16 protein-coding genes and 1 pseudogene are annotated in these 21,248 nt (G+C 60.2%); 6 read left to right on the forward strand and 11 right to left on the reverse strand.

Annotated features, from left to right (window positions below; genetic code table 11):
- The 6 genes and pseudogenes from FGK63_RS18045 to gabT all read right to left on the reverse strand — a co-directional run.
- Positions 1–123 (reverse strand): annotated as a pseudogene (locus tag FGK63_RS18045) (electron transfer flavoprotein subunit beta/FixA family protein); the annotation flags it as partial.
- Between the two features lie 12 nt (positions 124–135).
- The gene (locus FGK63_RS18050; RefSeq protein WP_138844899.1) at positions 136–1,011 is read right to left on the reverse strand and encodes a 3-hydroxybutyryl-CoA dehydrogenase; all 876 of its coding nucleotides are present in this window, start codon (positions 1,009–1,011) and stop codon (positions 136–138) included.
- The gene (locus FGK63_RS18055) at positions 1,008–1,955 is read right to left on the reverse strand and encodes a phosphate acyltransferase (protein ID WP_138844901.1); all 948 of its coding nucleotides are present in this window, start codon (positions 1,953–1,955) and stop codon (positions 1,008–1,010) included. Before FGK63_RS18055 ends, FGK63_RS18050 begins: the two co-directional genes overlap by 4 nt.
- Positions 1,922–3,025: a butyrate kinase gene (gene buk / locus FGK63_RS18060; protein ID WP_138844904.1), complete on the reverse strand. Its 1,104-nt coding sequence runs from the start codon at positions 3,023–3,025 to the stop codon at positions 1,922–1,924. The genes FGK63_RS18055 and buk overlap by 34 nt, the downstream gene beginning before the upstream one ends.
- A 4-nt stretch (positions 3,026–3,029) precedes the next feature.
- A complete protein-coding gene (locus FGK63_RS18065; RefSeq protein WP_138844906.1) occupies positions 3,030–4,460 on the reverse strand; it encodes an aldehyde dehydrogenase family protein in 1,431 nt (476 codons plus the stop codon).
- 86 nt (positions 4,461–4,546) lie between these two features.
- Positions 4,547–5,848, reverse strand: coding sequence for a 4-aminobutyrate--2-oxoglutarate transaminase (gene gabT, locus FGK63_RS18070; RefSeq protein WP_138844907.1), 1,302 nt, complete (start codon positions 5,846–5,848; stop codon positions 4,547–4,549).
- Positions 5,849–5,975: 127 nt separating this feature from the next.
- On the opposite strand from gabT, the gene FGK63_RS18075 reads away from it, so the two are divergent.
- From FGK63_RS18075 to FGK63_RS18090, 4 genes are all read left to right on the forward strand, one after another.
- Positions 5,976–6,554, forward strand: a complete 579-nt coding sequence (locus tag FGK63_RS18075) for a cupin domain-containing protein (protein WP_138844909.1) — start codon at positions 5,976–5,978, stop codon at positions 6,552–6,554.
- Positions 6,555–6,723: 169 nt separating this feature from the next.
- Positions 6,724–9,027 carry a cation:dicarboxylate symporter family transporter gene (locus FGK63_RS18080; protein WP_138844912.1) on the forward strand — a complete coding sequence of 768 codons (2,304 nt, stop codon included), beginning with the start codon at positions 6,724–6,726 and terminating at the stop codon, positions 9,025–9,027.
- Between the two features lie 213 nt (positions 9,028–9,240).
- Positions 9,241–10,377 (forward strand): efflux RND transporter periplasmic adaptor subunit, encoded by a 1,137-nt coding sequence (locus FGK63_RS18085; protein ID WP_138844914.1) that lies wholly within the window; start codon positions 9,241–9,243, stop codon positions 10,375–10,377.
- The gene (locus FGK63_RS18090) at positions 10,378–13,497 is read left to right on the forward strand and encodes an efflux RND transporter permease subunit (RefSeq protein ID WP_138844916.1); all 3,120 of its coding nucleotides are present in this window, start codon (positions 10,378–10,380) and stop codon (positions 13,495–13,497) included. It abuts the gene before it with no gap.
- Positions 13,498–13,638: 141 nt separating this feature from the next.
- Here FGK63_RS18090 and choV read toward each other — a convergent pair whose 3' ends face one another.
- The 3 genes from choV to choX form a co-directional block, all read right to left on the reverse strand.
- Positions 13,639–14,664, reverse strand: a complete 1,026-nt coding sequence (choV, locus tag FGK63_RS18095) for a choline ABC transporter ATP-binding protein (RefSeq protein ID WP_138844918.1) — start codon at positions 14,662–14,664, stop codon at positions 13,639–13,641.
- 3 nt (positions 14,665–14,667) lie between these two features.
- Positions 14,668–15,498: a choline ABC transporter permease subunit gene (gene choW / locus FGK63_RS18100; RefSeq protein ID WP_138844920.1), complete on the reverse strand. Its 831-nt coding sequence runs from the start codon at positions 15,496–15,498 to the stop codon at positions 14,668–14,670.
- Positions 15,499–15,592: 94 nt separating this feature from the next.
- Positions 15,593–16,519 carry a choline ABC transporter substrate-binding protein gene (choX, locus tag FGK63_RS18105; protein ID WP_138844922.1) on the reverse strand — a complete coding sequence of 309 codons (927 nt, stop codon included), beginning with the start codon at positions 16,517–16,519 and terminating at the stop codon, positions 15,593–15,595.
- Between the two features lie 290 nt (positions 16,520–16,809).
- On the opposite strand from choX, the gene betB reads away from it, so the two are divergent.
- Positions 16,810–18,267, forward strand: coding sequence for a betaine-aldehyde dehydrogenase (gene betB, locus FGK63_RS18110; protein ID WP_138844924.1), 1,458 nt, complete (start codon positions 16,810–16,812; stop codon positions 18,265–18,267).
- Positions 18,268–18,342: 75 nt separating this feature from the next.
- On the opposite strand, the gene FGK63_RS18115 is transcribed toward betB, so the two are convergent.
- Entirely contained in the window at positions 18,343–18,948 is a 606-nt protein-coding gene (locus tag FGK63_RS18115) for a 2-dehydro-3-deoxy-6-phosphogalactonate aldolase (RefSeq protein ID WP_138844926.1), read from the reverse strand.
- Complete coding sequence (locus FGK63_RS18120) at positions 18,945–19,847, reverse strand: 2-dehydro-3-deoxygalactonokinase (RefSeq protein WP_138844928.1); 903 nt, start codon at positions 19,845–19,847, stop codon at positions 18,945–18,947. Before FGK63_RS18120 ends, FGK63_RS18115 begins: the two co-directional genes overlap by 4 nt.
- 441 nt (positions 19,848–20,288) lie before the next feature.
- Here FGK63_RS18120 and FGK63_RS18125 point away from each other — a divergent pair, with 441 nt between their 5' ends.
- Positions 20,289–21,239 (forward strand): TAXI family TRAP transporter solute-binding subunit, encoded by a 951-nt coding sequence (locus tag FGK63_RS18125; RefSeq protein WP_138844930.1) that lies wholly within the window; start codon positions 20,289–20,291, stop codon positions 21,237–21,239.
- Positions 21,240–21,248: the final 9 nt, after the last annotated feature.

Consider the following 21,248-nt stretch of genomic DNA (forward strand, 5'->3'; position numbering starts at 1 on the left):
AATCTCGTCGAACGGGTTCATCGACATCTTGACATTGGCGAGATCAACTCCGCTCCCGTCCGCCTTCACGCGAACCTTCACGTTGTAGTCAATCACGCGCTTGACAGGCACAAGTACCTTCATGGGCTTACTCCTTCACCGCGTGGGAACCGGGGTTCCGCCCCGGTAGTCATAGAAACCCCGCCCCGCCTTGCGGCCTGTCCAGCCTGCTTCGACATATTTGACCAGAAGCGGACACGGGCGATACTTCGTGTCGGCAAGTCCGTCATGCAGGACGTTCATGATCGCCAGGCACGTATCGAGACCTATGAAATCGCCCAGCTCAAGCGGACCCATCGGATGGTTTGCGCCCAGCTTCATCGACGCGTCGATACTGGCGACGTTTCCGACCCCTTCGTACAGCGCATAGACCGCCTCGTTGATCATCGGGATCAACACCCGGTTCACGATGAAGGCTGGGTAGTCCTCGGAACTTGCCGCAGTTTTGCCAAGCCGGCCGACGATCGCACTGAGAGCGTCATAGGTCTCGTTCGAGGTGGCGATGCCGCGGATCAGTTCGACCAGTTTCATCACCGGCACCGGGTTCATGAAATGAAACCCCATGAAGCGGTCCGGCCGGTCCGTCGTAGCAGCCAACCGGGTGATCGAAATCGACGAGGTGTTCGACGTCAGGATCGTATCAGGCCCTAGCGACGGGAGAAGTTCGGAAAATATCTGCGTCTTGATGGCTTCGCGTTCGGTCGCGGACTCGATGATCAGGTCGCAAGCCCCGAGTTCGCGCAAATTCGTGGTCGACCGGAGACGCCGCAGGGCCTCGGTTCGCTCACCCTCGGTCAGTTGGTCTTTCGCGACCTGGCGCGCCGTATTCTGCTCGATCCGCGCCCGTGCCTTGGCGAGTGCATCTTCCGATATGTCGCTCAGGATCACGTCGTACTCGGCAGCGGCAAAGACATGGGCGATGCCGTTGCCCATCTGCCCTGCCCCGATCACTCCGACGGTCTGAATGCTCATCCTCGCCCCCCTTCCATTACCGCAGCCGCCAGCAAAAGCGCGTTGATCCGCCGCTCGGCGGAATCCGACCGCGAGTTCAGCAACACGGGGACCTTGCCGCCAAGCACGATAGAGCCGGTCTTTGCGTCGCCGTGATATTTCCAGGCTTTCGCGACCGCGTTCGCGGCGTCGATGTTCGGGAACAACAACAGGTCCGCCGATCCGGCCGCTGGCAATGCCTGCAGCCCCTTGATGCGGGCGGCTTCGGTCGAGATGGCCACGTCATAGCCCATTGGGCCACCGATAAGGAATCCATTCAGAATCCCCTCGCTGCCTTCCTTTGTCAGCGTTTCGGCATCACGTGTGGCCGGAATTGCGTCAGAGACCTTTTCGGTCGCGCAGACCGCCGCTACACGCACCGGCGAAACGCCCAGGCCGCGGAACAGTGCCTCGGTATTGATGATGATCTGACGTTTTTGATCGAGCGTTGGCGCAGGCACTATGCCATTGTCGGTAGCCGCGATCAGGCGTTTGACAGAGGGCATCTCGGCGACAGTCACGTTGGACAAAACCCCACCGGCTCTAAGGCCTGCCTCTCGGTCTACCACCGCACGCAAGTAAGAGGTGCTGTCAATGTGCCCCTTCATCAGCACGTCACCCAACCCCTCGCGTATCGCCGCCACGGCTTCGCGCGCGCAGTCATCCGGACCTACAGCGTTGCGAAATTCGACACCGGCAGGGCGCGGATTGGGGAACATCGGCGCCAAGAGCGAAGGATCGCCGGTCACCACGGCATTTGAGACCAGACCGTCGTGGATCAACGACATGACCGCCATTGCGATCTCGGGCGCCTCTCCTCCCGCGACCACCAGCCGTATCGGCTGACGTTGCAGCGCGGCCGCGCGCAGATCTTCGAAACTGCGGTGAACCATCATGCCACCTGCCTTTCTGATATGATCGGCCAAGTCAGCGGCGTCTCCTGCCCGGACAGAACGCGCGCGGCGCCTTCTGCCAAGGCGCGACACTCATCGCTGCCCGGGTAGACATGCAACGGGGCAAGTCGGGTCAGTTTGTCGGTCAGATACCCGGTGACGCGGGGACTATTGGCCAGCCCTCCGGTCAGGATGATCCCGTCCAGATCGAAAGAGGCGACCGACGCCATCGCGCCGACGGCCTTGGCCGTCTGATAGAGCATCGCCTCGAAAACGAGCCTCGCCTCTTCGTCGCCTGCCTCGATCATGGTCTCGACGCGGCGGATGTCCTTGGTGCCCAGCATCCCGAAAACGCCCCCGCGCCCGTAAAGCTTGTTCAGCAACTCCTCGCGCGTGTACTTGCCCGAAAAGCAGAGTTCGATCAGCGGCAGCGGCGGCAAACCGCCAGCACGTTCCGGGGTGAAGGGCGAGATTTCCATCCGGTTGGAACTGTCGACAAGGCGACCGTTCAGCAAGGCCGCAATGGAGAAACCAGCCCCGAGATGTGCGACGACCGCACGAAGCTCGTCAAAGGGCTTGTTCAGCTCTTTGGCAAGTCGGCGGCCACATGCGCGGATGTTGAGCGCATGCACGAATGAAAACCGCGGGATCTCGTCAAAGCCCGAAACGCGGGCGACCGGGGCCAGTTCATCGACGCTGACGGGGTCCACCACGAAGGCCGGCACGCCATGACGGCTGGCAAGTGCATGTGCCAGAGGCGCGCCGAGGTTGCTGGCATGGTGGTAAACAGGCGTATGCAGGGCGAAATCGACCAACGCCTTGTTGACTTCAATGACACCCGCAGGAACCGGCGTCAGCATACCGCCCCTTCCGGCACAGGCCACAAGCCGGCGGTCGTCCAGATATTCGGACAGGAACGCCGCGATATGAGCGGCCCGGAAATCCAACTGCGACGCAATGGTCGGAAACCCCGCCATCACACCCTCGTCATGGTCGAGCGTTCGTTCGGTGATCACTTCGACGACCCTGCCGTTCAGCCCATAAAGCGCGCAGCGTGTCGTCGTGGTTCCGGGATTGATGGAAAGAATGGCATTCAGGCTCATCGGATCACCCCGCGAACTCATAGGCTGTCTTGACGGTGGTATAGAACTCGGCGGCATAACGCCCTTGTTCCCGCTGGCCATAGGAAGATCCTTTCCGGCCACCGAACGGCACGTGATAATCCACCCCGGCCGTGGGCAGGTTGACCATGACCATTCCCGAGGCCGACCGTCGGCGGAATTCCCGCGCGTGCTTGAGGTTGTTGGTGCAGATGCCGGAACTGAGGCCAAACTCGGTATCGTTGGCGACCGTCAAAGCCTCTTCGAAATCGCCGACCTTGATGACGCTGGCGCAGGGGCCAAAGATCTCTTCGCGACTGGAACGCATGTCGTTGTTGGCGCCCAGGAACAAGGCGGGGCGTTGGAAATACCCCTCGGTGGCCCCTTTCAGGCGCTCGCCACCGACGACTTCGGCCCCTTCGGAGCATGCCATTTCCACATAGGCAAGATTGCTGTTCAACTGGCTCTCAGACACGACCGGACCGATCTGCGTGACTGGATCCAGCGGGTCACCTACCCGCAGCGCCTGTGCGCCGGCCGCCAGCCTTTCGACGAAAACACCATGAATACCGGCCTGTACGATCAACCGCGACGAGGCCGTGCAACGCTGGCCAGTGGAAAAGAAAGCACCGTTCAAACAGGCGTCGACCGCGACGTCCAGATCGGCGTCGTCCAGAACGACTATCGGGTTCTTGCCGCCCATTTCGAGCTGTATCTTCTTCATCCCCCTGGCCGCTTCGACTGCCAGCGCGCGCCCGACCGGAACCGAACCGGTAAAGGAGATCGCGTCGATTTGGGGGTGTTTCACCATGGCGTCTCCGACCACCGATCCGCGGCCCATCACCAGATTGAACACGCCCTTGGGCAGACCCAAGTCATACAGGATTTCCGCCAGGACATGGGCCGAAGCCGGCGTCAGTTCTGCCGGTTTCATGACCACCGTGTTCCCATAAGCCAACGCCGGGGCAAGCTTCCACGCCGGGATGGCGATTGGAAAATTCCACGGCGTAATCAACCCGACCACACCGACCGGTTCGCGCGTGACCTCGACCGACACGCCGGGACGGACCGAGGACACCGCTTCGCCGCTGATCCTGACCGCCTCTCCAGCAAAAAACCGGAACACCTGCGCCGCGCGGATCGTTTCGCCCTTGGCCTCGGCCAAGGTCTTGCCCTCTTCGCGCGCCAATAGTGTCCCGATTTCATCCGCCCGTGCCAGCAGCGCCTGAGCCACTGCCTCCAGCAAATCGGCCCGCTGTTGCGGGCTGGTCGCTGCCCATCCGGGTTGAGCCGCGCGAGCCGCCTCGGCAGCCAGGTCCACGTCCTCGACCGAGCCGCGGGCGTAGAGGCCGATGAGGTCCGAGGTATCTGACGGACTTCGGTTTTCGGCCGCCTCGGCCGCGCCGAGCCATTCCCCGGCGATGAGGTTCTTTTTCATCACGAACACTCCGATGGTCGGGGGAAGGCGGAAGTCGGACCTTCCCCCTGTGCCACGCGAGGTCACTCACCCCACGCGCGGTTACGTCAGGCGGCCTGCGCCATCTTGGTTATTGCGGCTTCGAGCGACGCCTCCAGAATGCCCAGTGCCTCGTCGACCTGCTCCATTGGCGTGGTCAGCGGCGGCAACAGGCGGACGACATTGGCTCGCGTGCCACACGGCAGGATGATCAGGCCGCGCGCCTCTGCTTCTGCCACGATTGCCTGCGTGAGAGCCGGGTCCGGGTTTCGAGATGCGCGATCGGTCACCAGCTCGAACGCGATCATCGCCCCAAGTCCCCGGACATCACCGAGGGCTTCCATCCCCTGACGTTCCGCAATCGCGAACAGACGCCCCTTGATCAGCTGGCCGATTTCTTCGGCACGGAAGCAAAGCTTTTCTTCCTCGATCACGTCGAGCACGGCATTGGCCGCCGCAACCGCCAACGGGTTGCCCGCATAGGTTCCGCCGATTCCGCCCAGCGGAGCGGCATCCACGATCTCGGCGCGACCGGTCACTGCGGACAGCGGGAAGCCGCCCGCCAGCCCTTTCGCCATAGTGACCAGATCCGCGGCGACACCGGCATGCTCCATGGCGAACAGCTTGCCCGTCCGGGCCATGCCCGCCTGCACTTCGTCCGCGATCAGAACGATTCCGTGCTCGTCAGCAATCTTGCGAAGCGCTTGCAGGAAATTCGGTGGAGCGATATTGAATCCACCCTCGCCCTGAACGGGTTCGATGATGATCGCAGCGACGCGTTCGGGATCGATGCTCGATCTGAAAAGCTGCTCAAGATGCGCCAAACTCGTCTCGGTCGTCACGCCGTGATAGGCATTCGGGAAAACCGCATGGTAGATCTCGGGCGGCATGGCGCCGAAGGACTTCTTGTAAGGCGCGACCTTGCCACACAACGCCATGCCCATCAGCGTACGCCCGTGGAAAGCACCTGAAAACGCGATGACCCCGGAACGCCCGGTAAAAGCCCTCGCCATCTTGACGGCGTTCTCGACGGCCTCGGCGCCTGTCGTGACCAGCATCGTCTTCTTGACGAAATCGCCCGGAGTCGCCGCGTTCAGCCTTTCTGCCAGATCCAGATAGCCCTCGAAAGGCGCAACGTGGAAACAGGTATGGGTGAAGGCTTCGGCCTGCGCCGCCACCGCCGCGAGGAGTTTCGGGTGCCGGTGACCGGTGTTGTTGACGGCAATCCCGGCGGCAAAATCGATGTACCGCTTGCCATCGACATCCCACAATTCGGCGTTTTCGGCCCGCGCCGCGTAAATACCGCGTGTCGCGACGCCTGTCGCCACAGCGGATGCCCGTCGCTGCTTGAGTTCTTCGGTACGTGACATTGGCGCGCCTCCTGATTGGCGTGAAATTCTGAGCTGTATTAGCTCATTATTTTGAGCATATCAAAACTTTTATTTCGAGGCTCATCGGTCTAAATTCTACCAGGCTTGGAATGTGAAAGGTTTACGGATGAGCGAGTTCGATGTCGGGGCAAGATTGCGAGAACTACGCGTATTTCAAGGATTTTCCCAACGCCAGCTGGCAGAAGCAGCGGATGTCCCACATGGTCAGATCTCGATGGTCGAAACTAACAAAAGCAGCCCATCCGTTGCGACTTTGCGCAAAATTTTGGGCGGCCTTGGCGTTACGATGTCCGAGTTCTTTGAGCCAGAATCGAATCACGGTAGCGAGGTTTTCTTCACGCCGGACCAGTTGAAAGACCTGACGTCGAGGATTTATTCCGACCGCGCTGACACGATCGGCCGCCTGACGCTCAAACAGGTCGGCAATGCCCGTGACCTGGGGCTTCAGATCCTGCACGAGACTTACGAGCCGGGAGCGGATACCGGGCCCGACATGTTGTCCCACCCCGCAAGCGAGGGCGGCGTCGTCGTCTCGGGCGAGTTGGAAGTAACGGTCGGAGACAAAGTCCGCATCCTGAAGGCCGGCGACGCCTATCTTTTCAACTCGCTGGAACCGCACCGTTTCCGCAACACCTCCGATCGCGTCGCGATCGTGGTATCGGCCTGCACACCGCCCTATTTGTGATTCTGGTAGACGCCTGACTGTGATACATCGCGGATTAGGATGAGAATTGGTAGGCTGGCTTGAGCCGACCCGAAAGCTTCGCTTTTCGGCCATTTTCGCGCGCGCCATGCAGTGAGCGTGGTGCTTTGCTCAGCTACACGTCAAGAACCCCCTATGTCGCCCAGACGCCGTGCAGCCGCAACACTCGCAATGGTCCGCTGATGCGGCGTCGCCCGGCTGGCCAACTCATGCGGCGAGACCGCTAATCGCATCCTTCGTCTTTCTGTATCTCAAGGCGAACTTATGCTATGAAAATACTGATTTTTCAGTGAAGTTGGGCGAGTTTTCCGTGCGGTATCTGCCTCTCCTCGTATTGATCGGCGCGACCATCGGCATCCTGATTGGCTGGTACAGCCCGTTTCTGACTTCCGTGATTGCGCCGGCCGGAGAGATCTACATTCGCCTCATGGAAGTCATCGTGCTGCCGTACCTGATGGCATCCTTGATCCAGGGGCTTGGCAGCTTGCCGCAAGATACGGCGGTGAAACTTTTCCGGAAAAGCTGGGGAATCTATCTGTCGCTCTGGGCGACCGCTTTCGCGGTTCTTTACGCAGTGGCTTTGTCAGCGCCTCGCATTCACGAACCCGCGGTTGTGAATTTTTCCGACAGCGACATTGGAGGGGCTTTCCCTAAGTCGTCTTTGATCGACCTGATCGTTCCGAACAATCTGTTCGAGGCGCTCAACAACAACTACATACCTTCGATCGTTTTGATCGGCATCATTTTTGGCATCGCCATACAAAAGGTCGAAAGCCGCGGCGACTTCCTGGATGGGCTTGCGGTTATTCGCTCCGCCTGCATTCGGATCTGGGGTTGGGTCGTCTATCTGGCGCCCTTGGGGGTTTGCGCTCTCATGGCCGGCTCTGTCGGCAGCATGAACACGGTCGGCTTCGCGGCCATGTCGATGTATGTCTTCGTGGTATTTCTTTCGGGGTTGCTTTTGGGTTTGTGGCTGTTGCCGATGCTCCTGTCCTGCTTTCTGCCACTAAGCTACTGGCAAATACTTTCGGCCCTGAAAGATGCGTTTCTGATCGCCATCGTGACATCGCTGTCCGTCGCCGCACTTCCCCTCGTTCAGCAGGCCGCCCAAGACATTGCAAAAAAGGCTTGCGGCCCTGCGGACGAACAACGGCAGAAAGAACTGATCCAGACCGCCCTGTCGGTCAGCTACCCTTTGGCTCAGGTCGGCAACTTCTTCATCATGGTTTTTATCCTGTACGCGTCATTCTACTTTTTTGTTCAGATTGCGAACATACAACTGGTCGAACTGCCCTTTGTGACGCTCATTTCCGGCATTGGTTCGCCAAGCTCATCGATCGGAGCGGTCAGCTTTCTGGCGGATTGGCTCAACATGCCTGTTGCGACCACGGATCTGTACATCGAGACGATGACGGTCACCCGGTACGTGCAGGTGCTGGCGTCCGTATCCGGATTTGCCTTCATAACCTTTCTGGTGACATTCAATTTTTACGGGAAACTTCGGCTCCGGCCCACACGACTGGCAATCACCTTGGCCATTTCTTCGGTAGCAGTAGTTGCGATCTGGTCCGCAGGTCGGTGGGGCGGCGCGCATATTCCACTGCATTCGGATACAAGCTACCGCGCAATGGAACTTCCTGACGATCTGAAATCCAATGGAGACGGAGTGTCGGTTGCAAAGGCGGTAACTGATACATCCGGCACGCAAGACACGACCGGAAATTCGGAATCGGAGTTTGCCTTGGACCGGATTCAGGCCGAAGGCATTCTCAAAGTGGGCTTCAACCCGCATGTCATGCCGTTCACCTACCAGAATGACCAGGGGCAGTATGTTGGCTTCGACGTCGAGTTGATGCATCGGTTCGCGAATGACATGAATGTCGACCTGAAGCTCATTCCTTTCGAATGGCAGGCGCTGGGCGACGATCTGAAAAACGCCGTGTTCGATATCGCCGTCGGCGGTCTCTACATAACCGGCAGGCGGCTGGAAAACCTGACCGTCAGCGACCCCTACTATGTCAGCCCCCTGGCTCTGATCGTGAAAACAGACAAACTCAACCGGTTTGAATCGCGTGATTTGATCAACGAAGCAAAGGAGCTGACTATCGCCGTGTTCGAAGACCCGGTTCTGGTTCCCCTGGCAAAGAGGATATTCCCCAGCGCCAAGCTCAAGATCGTTCCGGACTATGAAGGTCTGGCAGATGAAACGGATGTCGATGCCGCCCTCTGGACACTGGAACAGGCCCGCGCCTGGGCGATCTCGCAGGATGGTTACTCGGCGGTAGTGCCAAGGGATTTGGCCAGTCACTTCCTGTTCGGATACCTGATGCCGCCCGGATCGCGCGACGTGGCCGACTATTTGAACTACTGGCTAAGTTTGCAGCGAGAGAACGGTATACTCGAGGAAATGACCAAACGCTGGATCAATCCGGCATCCAAAGACATGACAAGGTAAGCCCCGACCGCCCGTTATTAGTTTCTGAGTTATGCGACGAGGCTATTTCTGCGCACGTTTTCTGCATCCGGGTCGTCAACTGGCTGGCGTCACGGGGGCTGAAACCAAGGCTTTACAATAATCAGTTGCCGGAAACGCGACGCTCAAAATACACTGGTAAGCGATTGATCGTATGGCATTTGGGAGAAGCGCGTGAGTTTCAGGCGGCTGATAATGGCAGAGAGCCGGAGATTTCTCCGTGTTTTGCCGTTTGGCCTGACTATGCTTGTCTCCGGTTGTCTCGAGGAAAAATCGGAGGCGCCAGCGACCAAGGCTCCCAAAGTCGTGGTTGCCCAGTCCAAGTCGGAAACCGTACCGCTGTTCCTGGAATTGACCGGGCGCACGGAGGCACCCAACACGGTGTCCATCCGCTCACGCGTCGATGGTCACGTCGAATCCCGTCCGTTTACGGAAGGCACCGATATTCGCAAAGGCGATACCCTGTTCGTCATCGACCAGCGCCCCTACAAGGCCGAGCTGGCGCGGCTCAAAGGCGATCGAGACAGAAACAAGGCCACCCTGGAATTCGCAAACAGGGAGTTGGATCGTTTTTCCGCCCTGGCGAATAAAGGCGCGGTTGCACCGGAGCAATTGGACCAAAAGACGACCAACGCGACCGAAGCGAAGGGCAATTTCGACAGCACCCAGGGCGCGGTCGACTCGGCGCAGATCAGCCTCGACTACACGACCGTGTCAGCGCCGATAGATGGGCGTATAGGCCGGGTTTACCAGGATGTCGGCAACGTGGTCTCGGCCAACGACACGGTGCTTGCAGAATTGGTCCAGATGGATCCGCTTTATGTCTACGTCGGACCCAGCGAGCAGCAATTTCTGGAACTGGAAAGATACCGGGCGATCAATCCTGACCTGAAAGTGACGATAACATTGATCGATGGCAGCACCCATCCGCATGCGGGTTCTCTCGACTTTTCCAATCCCGGCATAGATCCGACCACGGGCACGATCGCCGTACGGACAGTGTTCCCCAACCCTGAACGGACGCTGCGCCCCGGCCAGTATGCCCGAGTGCAAATCCAGCTGACAGAACAGCAGGATCAGGTAACCATACCCGCAGAAGCCGTAGGGCAGGACCAGGCCGGTTTCTTCGTCTTTGTCGTTGGCAAGGACGACAAGGCCGAAATGCGTCGGGTGACGGCCGGCCGCATCTACGAGGGCCACCGCATCGTCACGTCCGGGCTCAAGGAAGGCGAACCGGTGATCGTGCAGGGACAGCAGCGCGTCCGGTCCGGCATGACCGTGCGGGTTGAAGAACCGTCCGCCGGTTCCGGCGACAGCAAGGCCGACGGCTGAATGCTGAGCCGGTTCTTCATCTCCCGGCCAGTCTTCGCTTCGGTCATCGCCATAGTCATCGTGGTTGCCGGGCTGATTTCCATTCCGCTTCTGCCTGTCGGCGAGTTTCCTGAAGTCGTGCCTCCGACGGTTGTTGTCAACGCCACCTACACCGGAGGCAGCGCCGAAGTGGTCGAAGAGGCGGTGACCATCCCCCTAGAGGAACAGATCAATGGCGTGCAGGGCATGGTCTACATGTCATCGACCAGTTCCAACGACGGCACATCGAACATTACCGTGACTTTCGAGGAAGGGTACGACCTCAGCATTGCGGCGGTCGATACTCAGAACCGGGTATCGACAGCAATGGCCCAACTGCCGGACGAAGTGATCGCAGCTGGCGTCACGGTGACGAAGGAATCAGTCGATCTGACGTTGGGCGTCAACCTGATCTCGCCGGGCGGCCAGTTCGACGAGCTGTTCATCTCGAACTATGCCGACATTCACATAACCGACCGGCTCAAGCGTATTCCGGGCGTCGGTACGGTGATGGTGTGGGGCGAGCGAGTCTATGCCATGCGCGTCTGGCTGGACCCCGAAAAACTGGCCAGCCTCGGTCTGACGGCGTCTGACGTCTATGACGCGGTCACCGAGCAGAACCAGCAGGTCGCCGCCGGGTCCATCGGCGCGCCGCCGTCGGCCGACAACCAGAAATTCGAACTGACTTTGACTACGAAGGGCAGGCTCAGGAACAAGGAAGAATTCGAGAACATCATACTCGGCACCGGCGAAGACAGCGCGGTAATTCGCCTGAAGGACGTGGCGCGGGTGGAACTGGGCGCCGAGGACTATTCCTTCGTTTCGACCCTCGACGGCAACCCGACGGTGGGCCTGGGCATCATGCAGCTACCTGGCGCCAATGCCTTGCGACTGGCCTCGCAGGTTCGCGAAACCATGGCGGAACTTTCGCAGGACTTTCCCGAGGGCCTCGAATACACGGTCCTCTACGACACGACGGAATTCGACCGCGAAGCGATCCGCGACGTGCTCTTCACGCTCGTTCAGGCGATCCTGCTTGTCGTTTTCGTCATCGTCGTGTTTCTGCCCAACCTCCGGGCGGCGATCATCCCCGTGATCACGATCCCTGTCTGCCTGATCGGAACATTCGCCTTGATGCTGGCGCTCGGCTTTTCCATCAATCTTCTGACGCTGTTCGGCCTCGTGCTGGCGGTCGGGCTTGTGGTCGATGACGCTATCGTCGTGGTCGAGAACGTATCCCGCCACATCGAGAACGGCGAAACGGACGCCAAGGAAGCGGCCCGTCGCGCCATGGACGAAGTGACAGGGCCGATCGTCGCCACATCGCTGGTGCTGTTGGCGGTATTCATACCGGTTGCGCTGATGCCGGGTCTGACCGGCAAATTGTACCAGCAGTTTGCCCTGACGATCGCTTCGGCCGTCGCCATCTCGGCGGTAAACGCCCTGACGCTCAGTCCCGCCTTGTGCGGGCTGCTGTTGGGCGGCGCTCGCCCGAAAGCGAAGATCATCCAACGGTTCGACGCCGGTTTCGTCTGGTTTACCAGGCGCTACGAGGCCGTGGTCGGTTGGTTCATCCGGGTATGGCAACCGGTGGCTTTGGGGTTCGCCGCCCTGCTGGCCGGTACGGTCTACATGTTCACTCTCGTGCCGACGGGATTCATCCCGAACGAGGATCAGGGCTATTTCATCATCAGCCTTGAAACGCCCGAGGGCACGGCACTGGGACAGACGCAAAAGGTCGTCGATGAAGCATACGAGATTTTGCATGACCTTCCGGGTGTCAAAGGTGTCGTCACGTTCACTGGTTTCAGCTTCCTGACCAACACCTCGGCTTCCAACCTTGGCAACCTGTTCGCCGTTCTGGAGCCTTGGGGAGAACGCAAGGGGCACAATGAAAGCGTAACCGCGCTCATGGCCGAGGCGCAGGCGCAGTTTGACGAAATACCGGGCGGGGTTTTGACCACTTTCAACCCTCCGCCCATTTTCGGCCTGTCACCGACGGGCGGATTCCAATTCGAGTTGCAGGACACCACCGGCGGCTCGCTTAAGGATCTTGAGCAGGTGACGCAGGACATGGTGGCGGCCGGGAACGCGCGGCCGGAGCTTGCCGGCCTGTTCAGTCCGTTTTCGGCAAGTACGCCACAGCTACATATCGAACTCGACCGGACCAAGGCGCTGACCGAGGGGGTGTCGGTCGGGAATGTGTTCGACGCGCTTCAGACATTCCTCGGCGGCATCTATGTCAATGATTTCAACGTCTACGGAAGAGTCTACAAGGTCTATTTGCAGGCGGACGTCGACGCCCGGCAGGCCGAGGAGGATATCGGCAGGCTCTATGTGCGCAACGACGATGGTGGCATGGTGCCTCTGAGCGCCCTGGTGAAAGTGCAGCCACAGATCGGGGCGCGTACGATCAACCATTACAACCTGTTCCGCTCGACCAGCATCAACGGCGCCGCTGGCGAAGGGTACAGTTCCAGTCAGGCCATCGCAGCCATGAACAGCCTGGCGAACCAGGAACTGCCGAGGGGCTATACCTTTGAATGGACCGGAAATGCCTATCAGGAAATCAAGGCCGGAAACGTCGCTCCGATCCTCTTCGCGCTGGCGGTCGTGTTCGCCTTTCTGTTCCTGGCTGCGCAATATGAGAGTTTCGTCATGCCCCTCATGGTGTTGCTGGCCGTTCCTCTTGCGATATTCGGGGCGCTGGTGGCGCAGTGGCTTCGCGGTTACGACAACAACATCTATTGCCAGATCGGTCTGGTCATGCTGATCGGTCTGGCAAGCAAGGGCGCCATCCTGATCGTCGAATTTGCCCGACGCCGACGCGAAGAGGGCCTTGCGATCGAGGAATCGGCGATGGAAGCGGCCCGCATCCGAATAAGACCGCTGCTGATGACCGCCTTTGCCTTCATCCTTGGCGTGGTACCCCTGGTACTTGCCAGCGGTGCCGGCTCGGCCGCCCGGCGCTCTCTCGGAACCGCTGTCTTTGGCGGCATGATCGTCGCCACCGTCCTGAGTCTCGTCCTGGTTCCGGTCCTCTACGTGGTCATCGAACGACTGCGGGAGCGGTTGGCCGGAAGCTCAAGATCTTCCGGTTGAACCTACTTTTCGAGCAAATCGAACTGGGCGAGGTATCGGCTGGATCGCAGTCCCGTTGCTCCGCGTGGGGCCTGCACACGAAGTTGAAAGTATTACGACAAAAAGCACTTGCTGCAGCGGCGGCGTGAGAACTCCGGATGTTTAACTCCGGGGATCCAGCAATTTCGCCAGTACGCCGTCCTTGGTGATCTGTCCCAGCAACTCTCCGTTTTCCACCACGCCCACCGGTTGACCCGTTTCGATCACCTGATTCATCACGTCCTGAATCCGCGCGTCCGGCGAAACGGTGCGGTTCGGGCTTGAACTCAGCGGCTCCATCACGTCGCGCGCGCAGAGCACGCCCAAAGGGTTCATATGCGCCACGAAGTCCGCTACGTATTCGTTGGCCGGATCCGAGAAGATCTGCTGTGGGGTGCCGCACTGCACGATCCGCCCGCCCTCCATGATCGCGATCCGATTGCCAATCTTGAAAGCTTCGTCCAGATCGTGGCTGACGAAGATGATCGTGCGTTTCAGTTCTTTCTGAAGGTCAAGCAACTCGTCCTGCAACCGGGTGCGGATCAGCGGGTCGAGCGCCGAGAACGGCTCGTCCATCAGAAGGATCGGGGCTTCGGTGGCGAAAGCGCGGGCAAGTCCCACGCGCTGCTGCATACCGCCCGATAGCTGGCCGACCTTGCGCTCTGCCCAGTCGGATAGCCCGACCAACGCCAACTGCCGGTCCACCTGCGCGTTGCGATCGGCTTTGGAAACGCCGGACAACTCCAGCCCCAATCCCACGTTTTCGCGCACCGTGCGCCAAGGCAGCAGCCCGAATTGCTGGAACACCATTGCGATCTGGTTCTGACGGATGCGGCGCAAGGTGGCGGCGTCTGCGCCGGTCACGTTCACCATGCCATTACCGTCATTGACCCGCACCTGCCCGCGGATCACCGGGTTCAATCCGTTGACCGCCCGCAGCAACGTTGACTTGCCCGAGCCGGACAAGCCCATGAGCACGAGGATCTCGCCTTCCTCTACCTCGAGCGTGCAGTTGTGAACGCCCAGCACCTGGCCCGTGGATGCCTGGATTTCACCTCGCTCGCGCCCGTCGTCCATCATCGGCAGCGCGGTCGCGGGTTTGTCGCCGAACACGATGGAAACATTGTCGAAAATCACCGATTTGGTCATGATTCAGTTTTCCATCCGCAACATGCGGTCCAGCATGATCGCCACGACCACGATGATGAAGCCGCTCTCGAAGCCCAGGGCGATATTCACGGTGTTGATGGCCCTCAGCACTGGTACGCCCAGTCCATCCGCGCCGACCAGCGCCGCGATGACGACCATGGACAGCGACAGCATGATGGTCTGGTTGAGCCCGGCCATGATCTGCGGCAGCGCATAGGGCAGTTCCACCTTGTACAATGTCTGGCGGTCGGTTGCGCCGAAGGCCTGCGCCGCTTCCAGAAGTGGCTGCGGGGTCGAGGATACGCCCAAATGCGTCAGCCGGATCGGCGCCGGCACCACGAAGATCACCGTGGCGATCAACCCCGGCACCATGCCGATGCCGAAAAACACGATGGCGGGGATCAGGTAGACGAAGGTCGGCAGCGTCTGCATCAGGTCCAGGATCGGACGCAGCCCGCGATAGAAACCGGGCCGGTGCGCGGCGGCAATACCGACCGGAACGCCGATCGCCATGCAGAACACGCAGGCCGACAAAACCAGCGTCAGCGATTCAGTGGTTTCCTCCCAATAGCCTTGATTGAGAATGAAGAGAAACCCGAGCAGCACGAACAGGCACGTCTTCCAACTGCGCTGCAGTATCCAGGTGATGGCGACGAAAACCGCGATGATGACCAGCGGATGCGGTGTTTGCAGCAGCCACAGGATCGCATCGATCAGGGCTTCCATGAACATCGCAAGCCCGTCGAAGAACCAGGCGAAATTGTCCTGAAGCCAGAGAAAGAAGGTTTCGGCACCATCGCCGATCGGGAACTTGTGGTCGGTGATCCAGTTCATGTCTCAGACCTTGGGCACAAATTGAGAGGGACGAGGGCTTGCGCACCTCATCCTGCCCCTCTCCCCGGAGGGAGAGGGATGAAGCCACTCAAGCTCAGAGTCCGAGCGTTGATTTGACCGCAGCCATGGCGTCGCCGCCATCCTTCGTGGTCACGCCGTCAAGCCAGGGTTCCAGCACGGCCGGATTGGCGGCCAACCATGCCTTTGCTGCCTCGGCCGGGTCCTGCCCGTCATCCAGGATTGCGCCCATGATCTCGTTTTCCATGGCGAGCGTAAATTCCAGGTTCTGCAACAGCTTGCCGACGTTAGGGCAGGCTTCGACATATCCCGCCGACGTGTTGGTATAGACGGTCGCGCCGCCAAGATTGGGGCCGAACCAGTCGTCGCCGCCCTCAAGGTAGGTCATCTCGAAATTGGCGTTCATAGGATGCGGCTCCCACCCCAGGAACACGATCGGTTCCGCGCGGCGGTCGGCGCGGGCCACCTGGGCCAACATCCCCTGCTCCGAGCTTTCCTTGACCTCGAATCCTTTCAGCCCGAAAGCGTCCTGTTCGATCATGTCGATGATGAGCCGGTTGCCGTCATTGCCCGGCTCGATGCCGTAGATTACGCCTTCCAAGGCGTCGGCATTGCCGGCGATGGTATCGAACGAGGTTATGCCCAGATCGGCCCCCGCCTTGTTGGTCGCAAGCGTGTATTTGGCGCCTTCCAGGTTGGCGCGCACGGTATCGACCGTTCCGGCTTCGCGGTAGGACGCGATGTCGGCTTCCATCGTGGGCATCCAGTTGCCCAGGAACACGTCGATATCGCCCTTGGCAAGCGAAGTGTAGGTCACCGGGACCGAAAGCACCTTGATCTCGGTCTCGTACCCCAACGCCTCCAGAACCGTGGTGGTGGCGGCCGTGGTCGCAGTAATGTCGGTCCAGCCCACATCCGAGAAGCTGACCGTGTCGCAATCCGCACTTGCAGTGCTTGCCGCAACCGCCAGCGCGAGCGCCGAAATCGACGTCCTGAAAACCATGAAAACGCTCCCTGTTTTTTGTTTGATGCCCATGACAAAGCATATTTGCCAACGCTTCGCAACTAATTTTGATTGACTGACCAATCAATATACAATTTATGTGATTTCGGAATTGATGCAGGCGCGCAGGCACGCTGGAAATCACACGGTCGTTGATCCGCCCATTGGCGCGGTGCCCAATCACGATAAGCGGGCGCGGCCATGGCGTCAGCTTTGACGCGACAGTCGCCAGGACCGCAGTGCGAGCCCTGCATGAACACTGGAACAAGAGACTGGATCAAGAGGATTTCATGACTCTCCGCGCACAGCCCAATGCCAGCCACTTCGTCGACGGTTTCTACATCGAAGACGCAGCGGGCTCCCCTATTCCGGTGCTTTATCCTGCCACCGGACAGGAAATCGCTCGCCTGCACGAGGCAACGCCCGCCATCCTTGAACAGGCGGTTGCCTCAGGAATGCGCGCTCAAAGGGACTGGGCGGCCCGCAGCGGCACCGAGCGGGGCCGCGTTCTGCGCCGCGCCGCCGAGATCATGCGTGCCCGCAACCGCGAATTGTCGGAACTGGAGACATTGGACACCGGAAAGCCCCTGCAAGAGACCTTGGTTGCGGACGCGGCCAGCGGCGCCGATGCGCTGGAGTATTTCGGCGGAATCGCGGCAGCATTGACTGGCGAACACATCCCGCTGGGCGGTGATTTCGCTTATACCGTGCGCGAGCCTTTGGGTGTCTGCGCGGGTATCGGCGCGTGGAACTACCCGATCCAGATCGCCAGCTGGAAGGCGGCTCCGGCCCTAGCCTGCGGCAATGCAATGATCTTCAAGCCCTCGGAAACCACGCCGCTGTCCGCCTTGAAGCTGGCGGAAATCCTGATGGAAGCAGGCGCGCCCGCGGGGCTTTTCAACGTGGTGCAGGGCACGGGATCCGTCGGCGCGGCGCTGGCTGGCGATGAGCGCATCGCCAAGATATCGCTCACCGGGTCGGTTCCGACCGGCCGCAAGGTTTATGCCGCCGCCGCAGACGGCCTGAAACATGTCACGATGGAACTGGGCGGCAAGTCGCCTCTGATCGTCTTCGACGACGCGGATGTGGAGAATGCCATTTCCGGCGCAATCCTTGGGAATTTCTACTCGTCCGGACAGATCTGCTCGAACGGTACGCGGGTCTTTGTGCAAAGATCGATCAAGGAGAAATTCCTGACCCGCCTGACCGAACGTCTGGCCGGCGTCGTCATGGGGGACCCGATGGACGAGACCGTCAATTTCGGCCCGCTGGTGTCGGAGACGCAACTGGAAAAGGTGCTGTCCTACGTGAAAACCGGTCAAGACGAAGGCGCACGGCTCATCACTGGCGGTAATCGCACAGGGCGCGAAGGCTGGTTCATGGAGCCCACGGTCTTTGCAGATGTCACCGACGGCATGACGATCGCCCGCGAAGAGATTTTTGGCCCGGTCATGACCGTACTTGATTTCGATGACGAGGATGAGGTGATCGAACGCGCGAACGACACCGAATTCGGATTGGCGGCGGCCGTCTTCACCGCCGACCTTGGCCGCGCACACCGGGTGATCGGCAAGTTGCAGGCGGGAACCACCTGGATCAACACCTACAACCTCACCCCAGTCGAGATGCCCTTTGGCGGCGTCAAGAAGTCCGGCGTCGGCCGCGAAAACGGGTGGGCAGCCATCGAGCACTATTCGCAGATGAAATCGGTCTATGTGGCGCTGGGCAAGACCGAAGCGCCATATTGACATGAGGCACGGCAGGCTTGCCCCCTGCCCGCCAGAACGCCTGCATTCAACAAACGATCCGATCAGCCGGTGTCCCTACCCCACCACCTCGTCATATGTGGCGACGATCAGCCCGGCGCGGCTGGCGACCGTGGCCGCATCGTCACCCGGGCGATAGAGCGCGCCGCCAATGCCGAACCCGTTCGCGCCAGCCGCGATCCAGTCAGCGAAGTTCTCCGGAGAAGCCCCACCGACAGCCAGCACCTGCACCTCTGGCGGCAGAACCACTCGGATCGCCTTCAAACCGTCTGGGCCGACCAGGTTTCCGGGAAACAGTTTCAGTCCGTCCGCCCCCGCGGCAAGTGCGGCAAAGCACTCGGTCGGCGTCATGGCGCCGGGATAGGAGATCAATCCCGCTTCCTTGGTGCTGGCGATGACAGCCGGATTGGTGTCGGGCGACACCACCAGCCGCCCGCCCGCATCTGCCACGCGCAGCACTTCATCGGTTGTCAGAACCGTCCCCGCTCCGATCAACGCTTCGGCGCCAAATGTTTCCACCATGCGTGCGATCGAGGCATAGGGATCGGGCGAATTGAGCGGCACCTCGATCTTGTCGATCCCTGCCTGGATCAGCGCATCGGCAATGGGTACGGCATCGTCCGGAGTGACGCCACGCAAAATGGCGACGATGTTGCGGCTCATTCTTCTGCTCCTGTCATCCGGGCATGGGCGGCGGCGAGCCCTGCGAGTGTCATGGTTCGTGCATCGGCATATTCCGTTTCGCAAGACTGCGTGCCGAGTGCCGTCGAATAATGCGCGCACAAGGACGGATCGCCGATCAGCACCACGTTCCGTCCTTGCCAAAACGGCCGCGCGCCGGCCAGTTCCGCCCCGATCAAACACCCGGAAAGCCGCGCCCGCGCCGCATCGGGGTCGAGTTCCGAGACCAGAGCGGTCGCACGCAGAGCAAACAGCGATGCCGTCAACTGATCCGGCGCGGACAGCGCATCCCCCACGGCCGTAGTGAAAGCATCAGAATTCCAACCGTCTCCGATGCCGTGCCGCAAGACTGACTGCTTCGACAGCAGCGCAAAAAGCTCTCCGGTCATGAACGTACGAAAGTGAACTACCTTGCCAGCATCGATGCGAACCCATTTGGTATGCGTACCGGGCAAACAGATGGACCCCTGGAACTCCGGATGCCGTTTCAGATATCCCGCGATCTGGGTTTCCTCGCCCCGCATCACATCAGGAGGGTTGGCCTGACTCAGGCCCGGCAGGATGCACACGTTCAGGCGCGGGTCATTTGTCCTTACCTTCTGGCCATCCGTCGCAATCGGAGCGCTAGGCACCTTGGCATAAGGCGCCTCGGCCCAGCCTTGCCGAGCTCCGGCCATGCCGCAAATCACGACGTCGCAGGGCCCCTGCCCTAACAAATCTCCCGCCAGTTCGATGAAAACGCGTTCGAATTCGTCGGGCTTCAACTGTCCCATTCCCTGGTCCGACACTCGCTCGGCCGAAACCTGGCCTTCATGATCGAATGCCCAAAGGCGGAGGTTCGTCGTGCCCCAGTCGGCGGCTATCCAGCGTGTCTTGGTCATTGTCACCCCAAACCCGGAATACACACTGTGACGGACGAAGTTCCGTGGCGGATCACCGGCAGGATCAGTTGGTCCAACGGGGTTATCCTACTGGCCGCATCGCAGCAGATCGCGGCAAAACCTACGTCAGAACAAGAAGTGTCTGCCACTCTTTCCTCGCGTCTTTCCCGGGATTTCAACAGGCAAAAAACTTGCCGGAGGTGGCTTCACTATCAGAGCGTTCCGACCGGAACAACAGGCAACGGGTTGGTCCGGCAAAGAGGTGGATTTCGTCCAGGACCAGATCATGGTTCTACGCCTCGAAAAGCACCACCAATTTTATCCGTCAGGCCGCTTGCAATCGCTTGCGCGACGCGGTGGTTCGGTCTTAGGGTCGCACAGTTTCCGCGCAACGGGCCGCCCTGATTGCGGACAGGAACACCATCAGCGGAGGAACGAGGAATGAAACTGAAATGGTTTGCGGCATTGGCCGCGGCGGCTCTGGTTGCCGGGACCGTACAGGCCGAAGAGCGCATCACCTACAAATCGGCCAAGACGGGCACATCCTATTATCAGATGGGCGTGCAACTGGCCGAAGCGATCAAGGCCGGAACCGATGGTGCGGCCATCGTCACGCTTGAGGAAAGCCAGGGGTCGGTCCAGAACGTCATGGAGGTACGCGCGCGCGGCGGCGACTATGTCTTCACCACCCCGCCTGCCCTGATCGGCCTTGCGCGCGAAGGCAAGGCGATGTTCGAAGACAAGTCGGATCCCTCGTTCAACGACATCCGGGCTCTATTCCCGATTCCCTCGCTGACCATGCATTTCGTGATGTCCGCCGACAGTGGCGTCGAGAGCATTGCCGATCTCGAGGGCAAGACAATCCTGCTGGGCAGCGGTTCGTTCGGCGCCACCGAGGGCGAGAAATACATCCAGCTCTTCGGCCTCGAAGGCAAGGTGACGTTGTCCGACGCCGAATTGTCGAACGCGGTCGCGGCGCTGAAAAACGGCCAGATCGACGGTTTCGTCACCGCCAGTTCCTACCCGGCGCCGAACGTGATCGAGGCCGCCGCCTCGACCGGCGTCAAGATCCTGTCGATGACCGACGACCAGGTTGCCGAGACCAAACGCACAAAGCTGGTGATCCCGGCAGGTACCTATGCGGGCCAGGACAGCGACGTGGTGACGACCTCGCTGCCGGTCGCAGCCTATGCCACCAGCAAGATGTCCGACGACACCGCCTATCTTCTGACCAAGACCTTCTGGGAACAGCGTGAAGCGATGGCCGAATCCGCGCCCTGGTGGGGCGCCGTGACGCCAGACATGCTGGAACTGATCACGACCGAACTGCATCCGGGCGCGATCCGCTATTATGAAGAGGCCGGCGTGCCCCTGAGCGACGCCCACAAATGATGCAACGGC

The organism is Ruegeria sediminis (assembly GCF_005938215.1).
Taxonomy (GTDB): domain Bacteria; phylum Pseudomonadota; class Alphaproteobacteria; order Rhodobacterales; family Rhodobacteraceae; genus Ruegeria; species Ruegeria sediminis.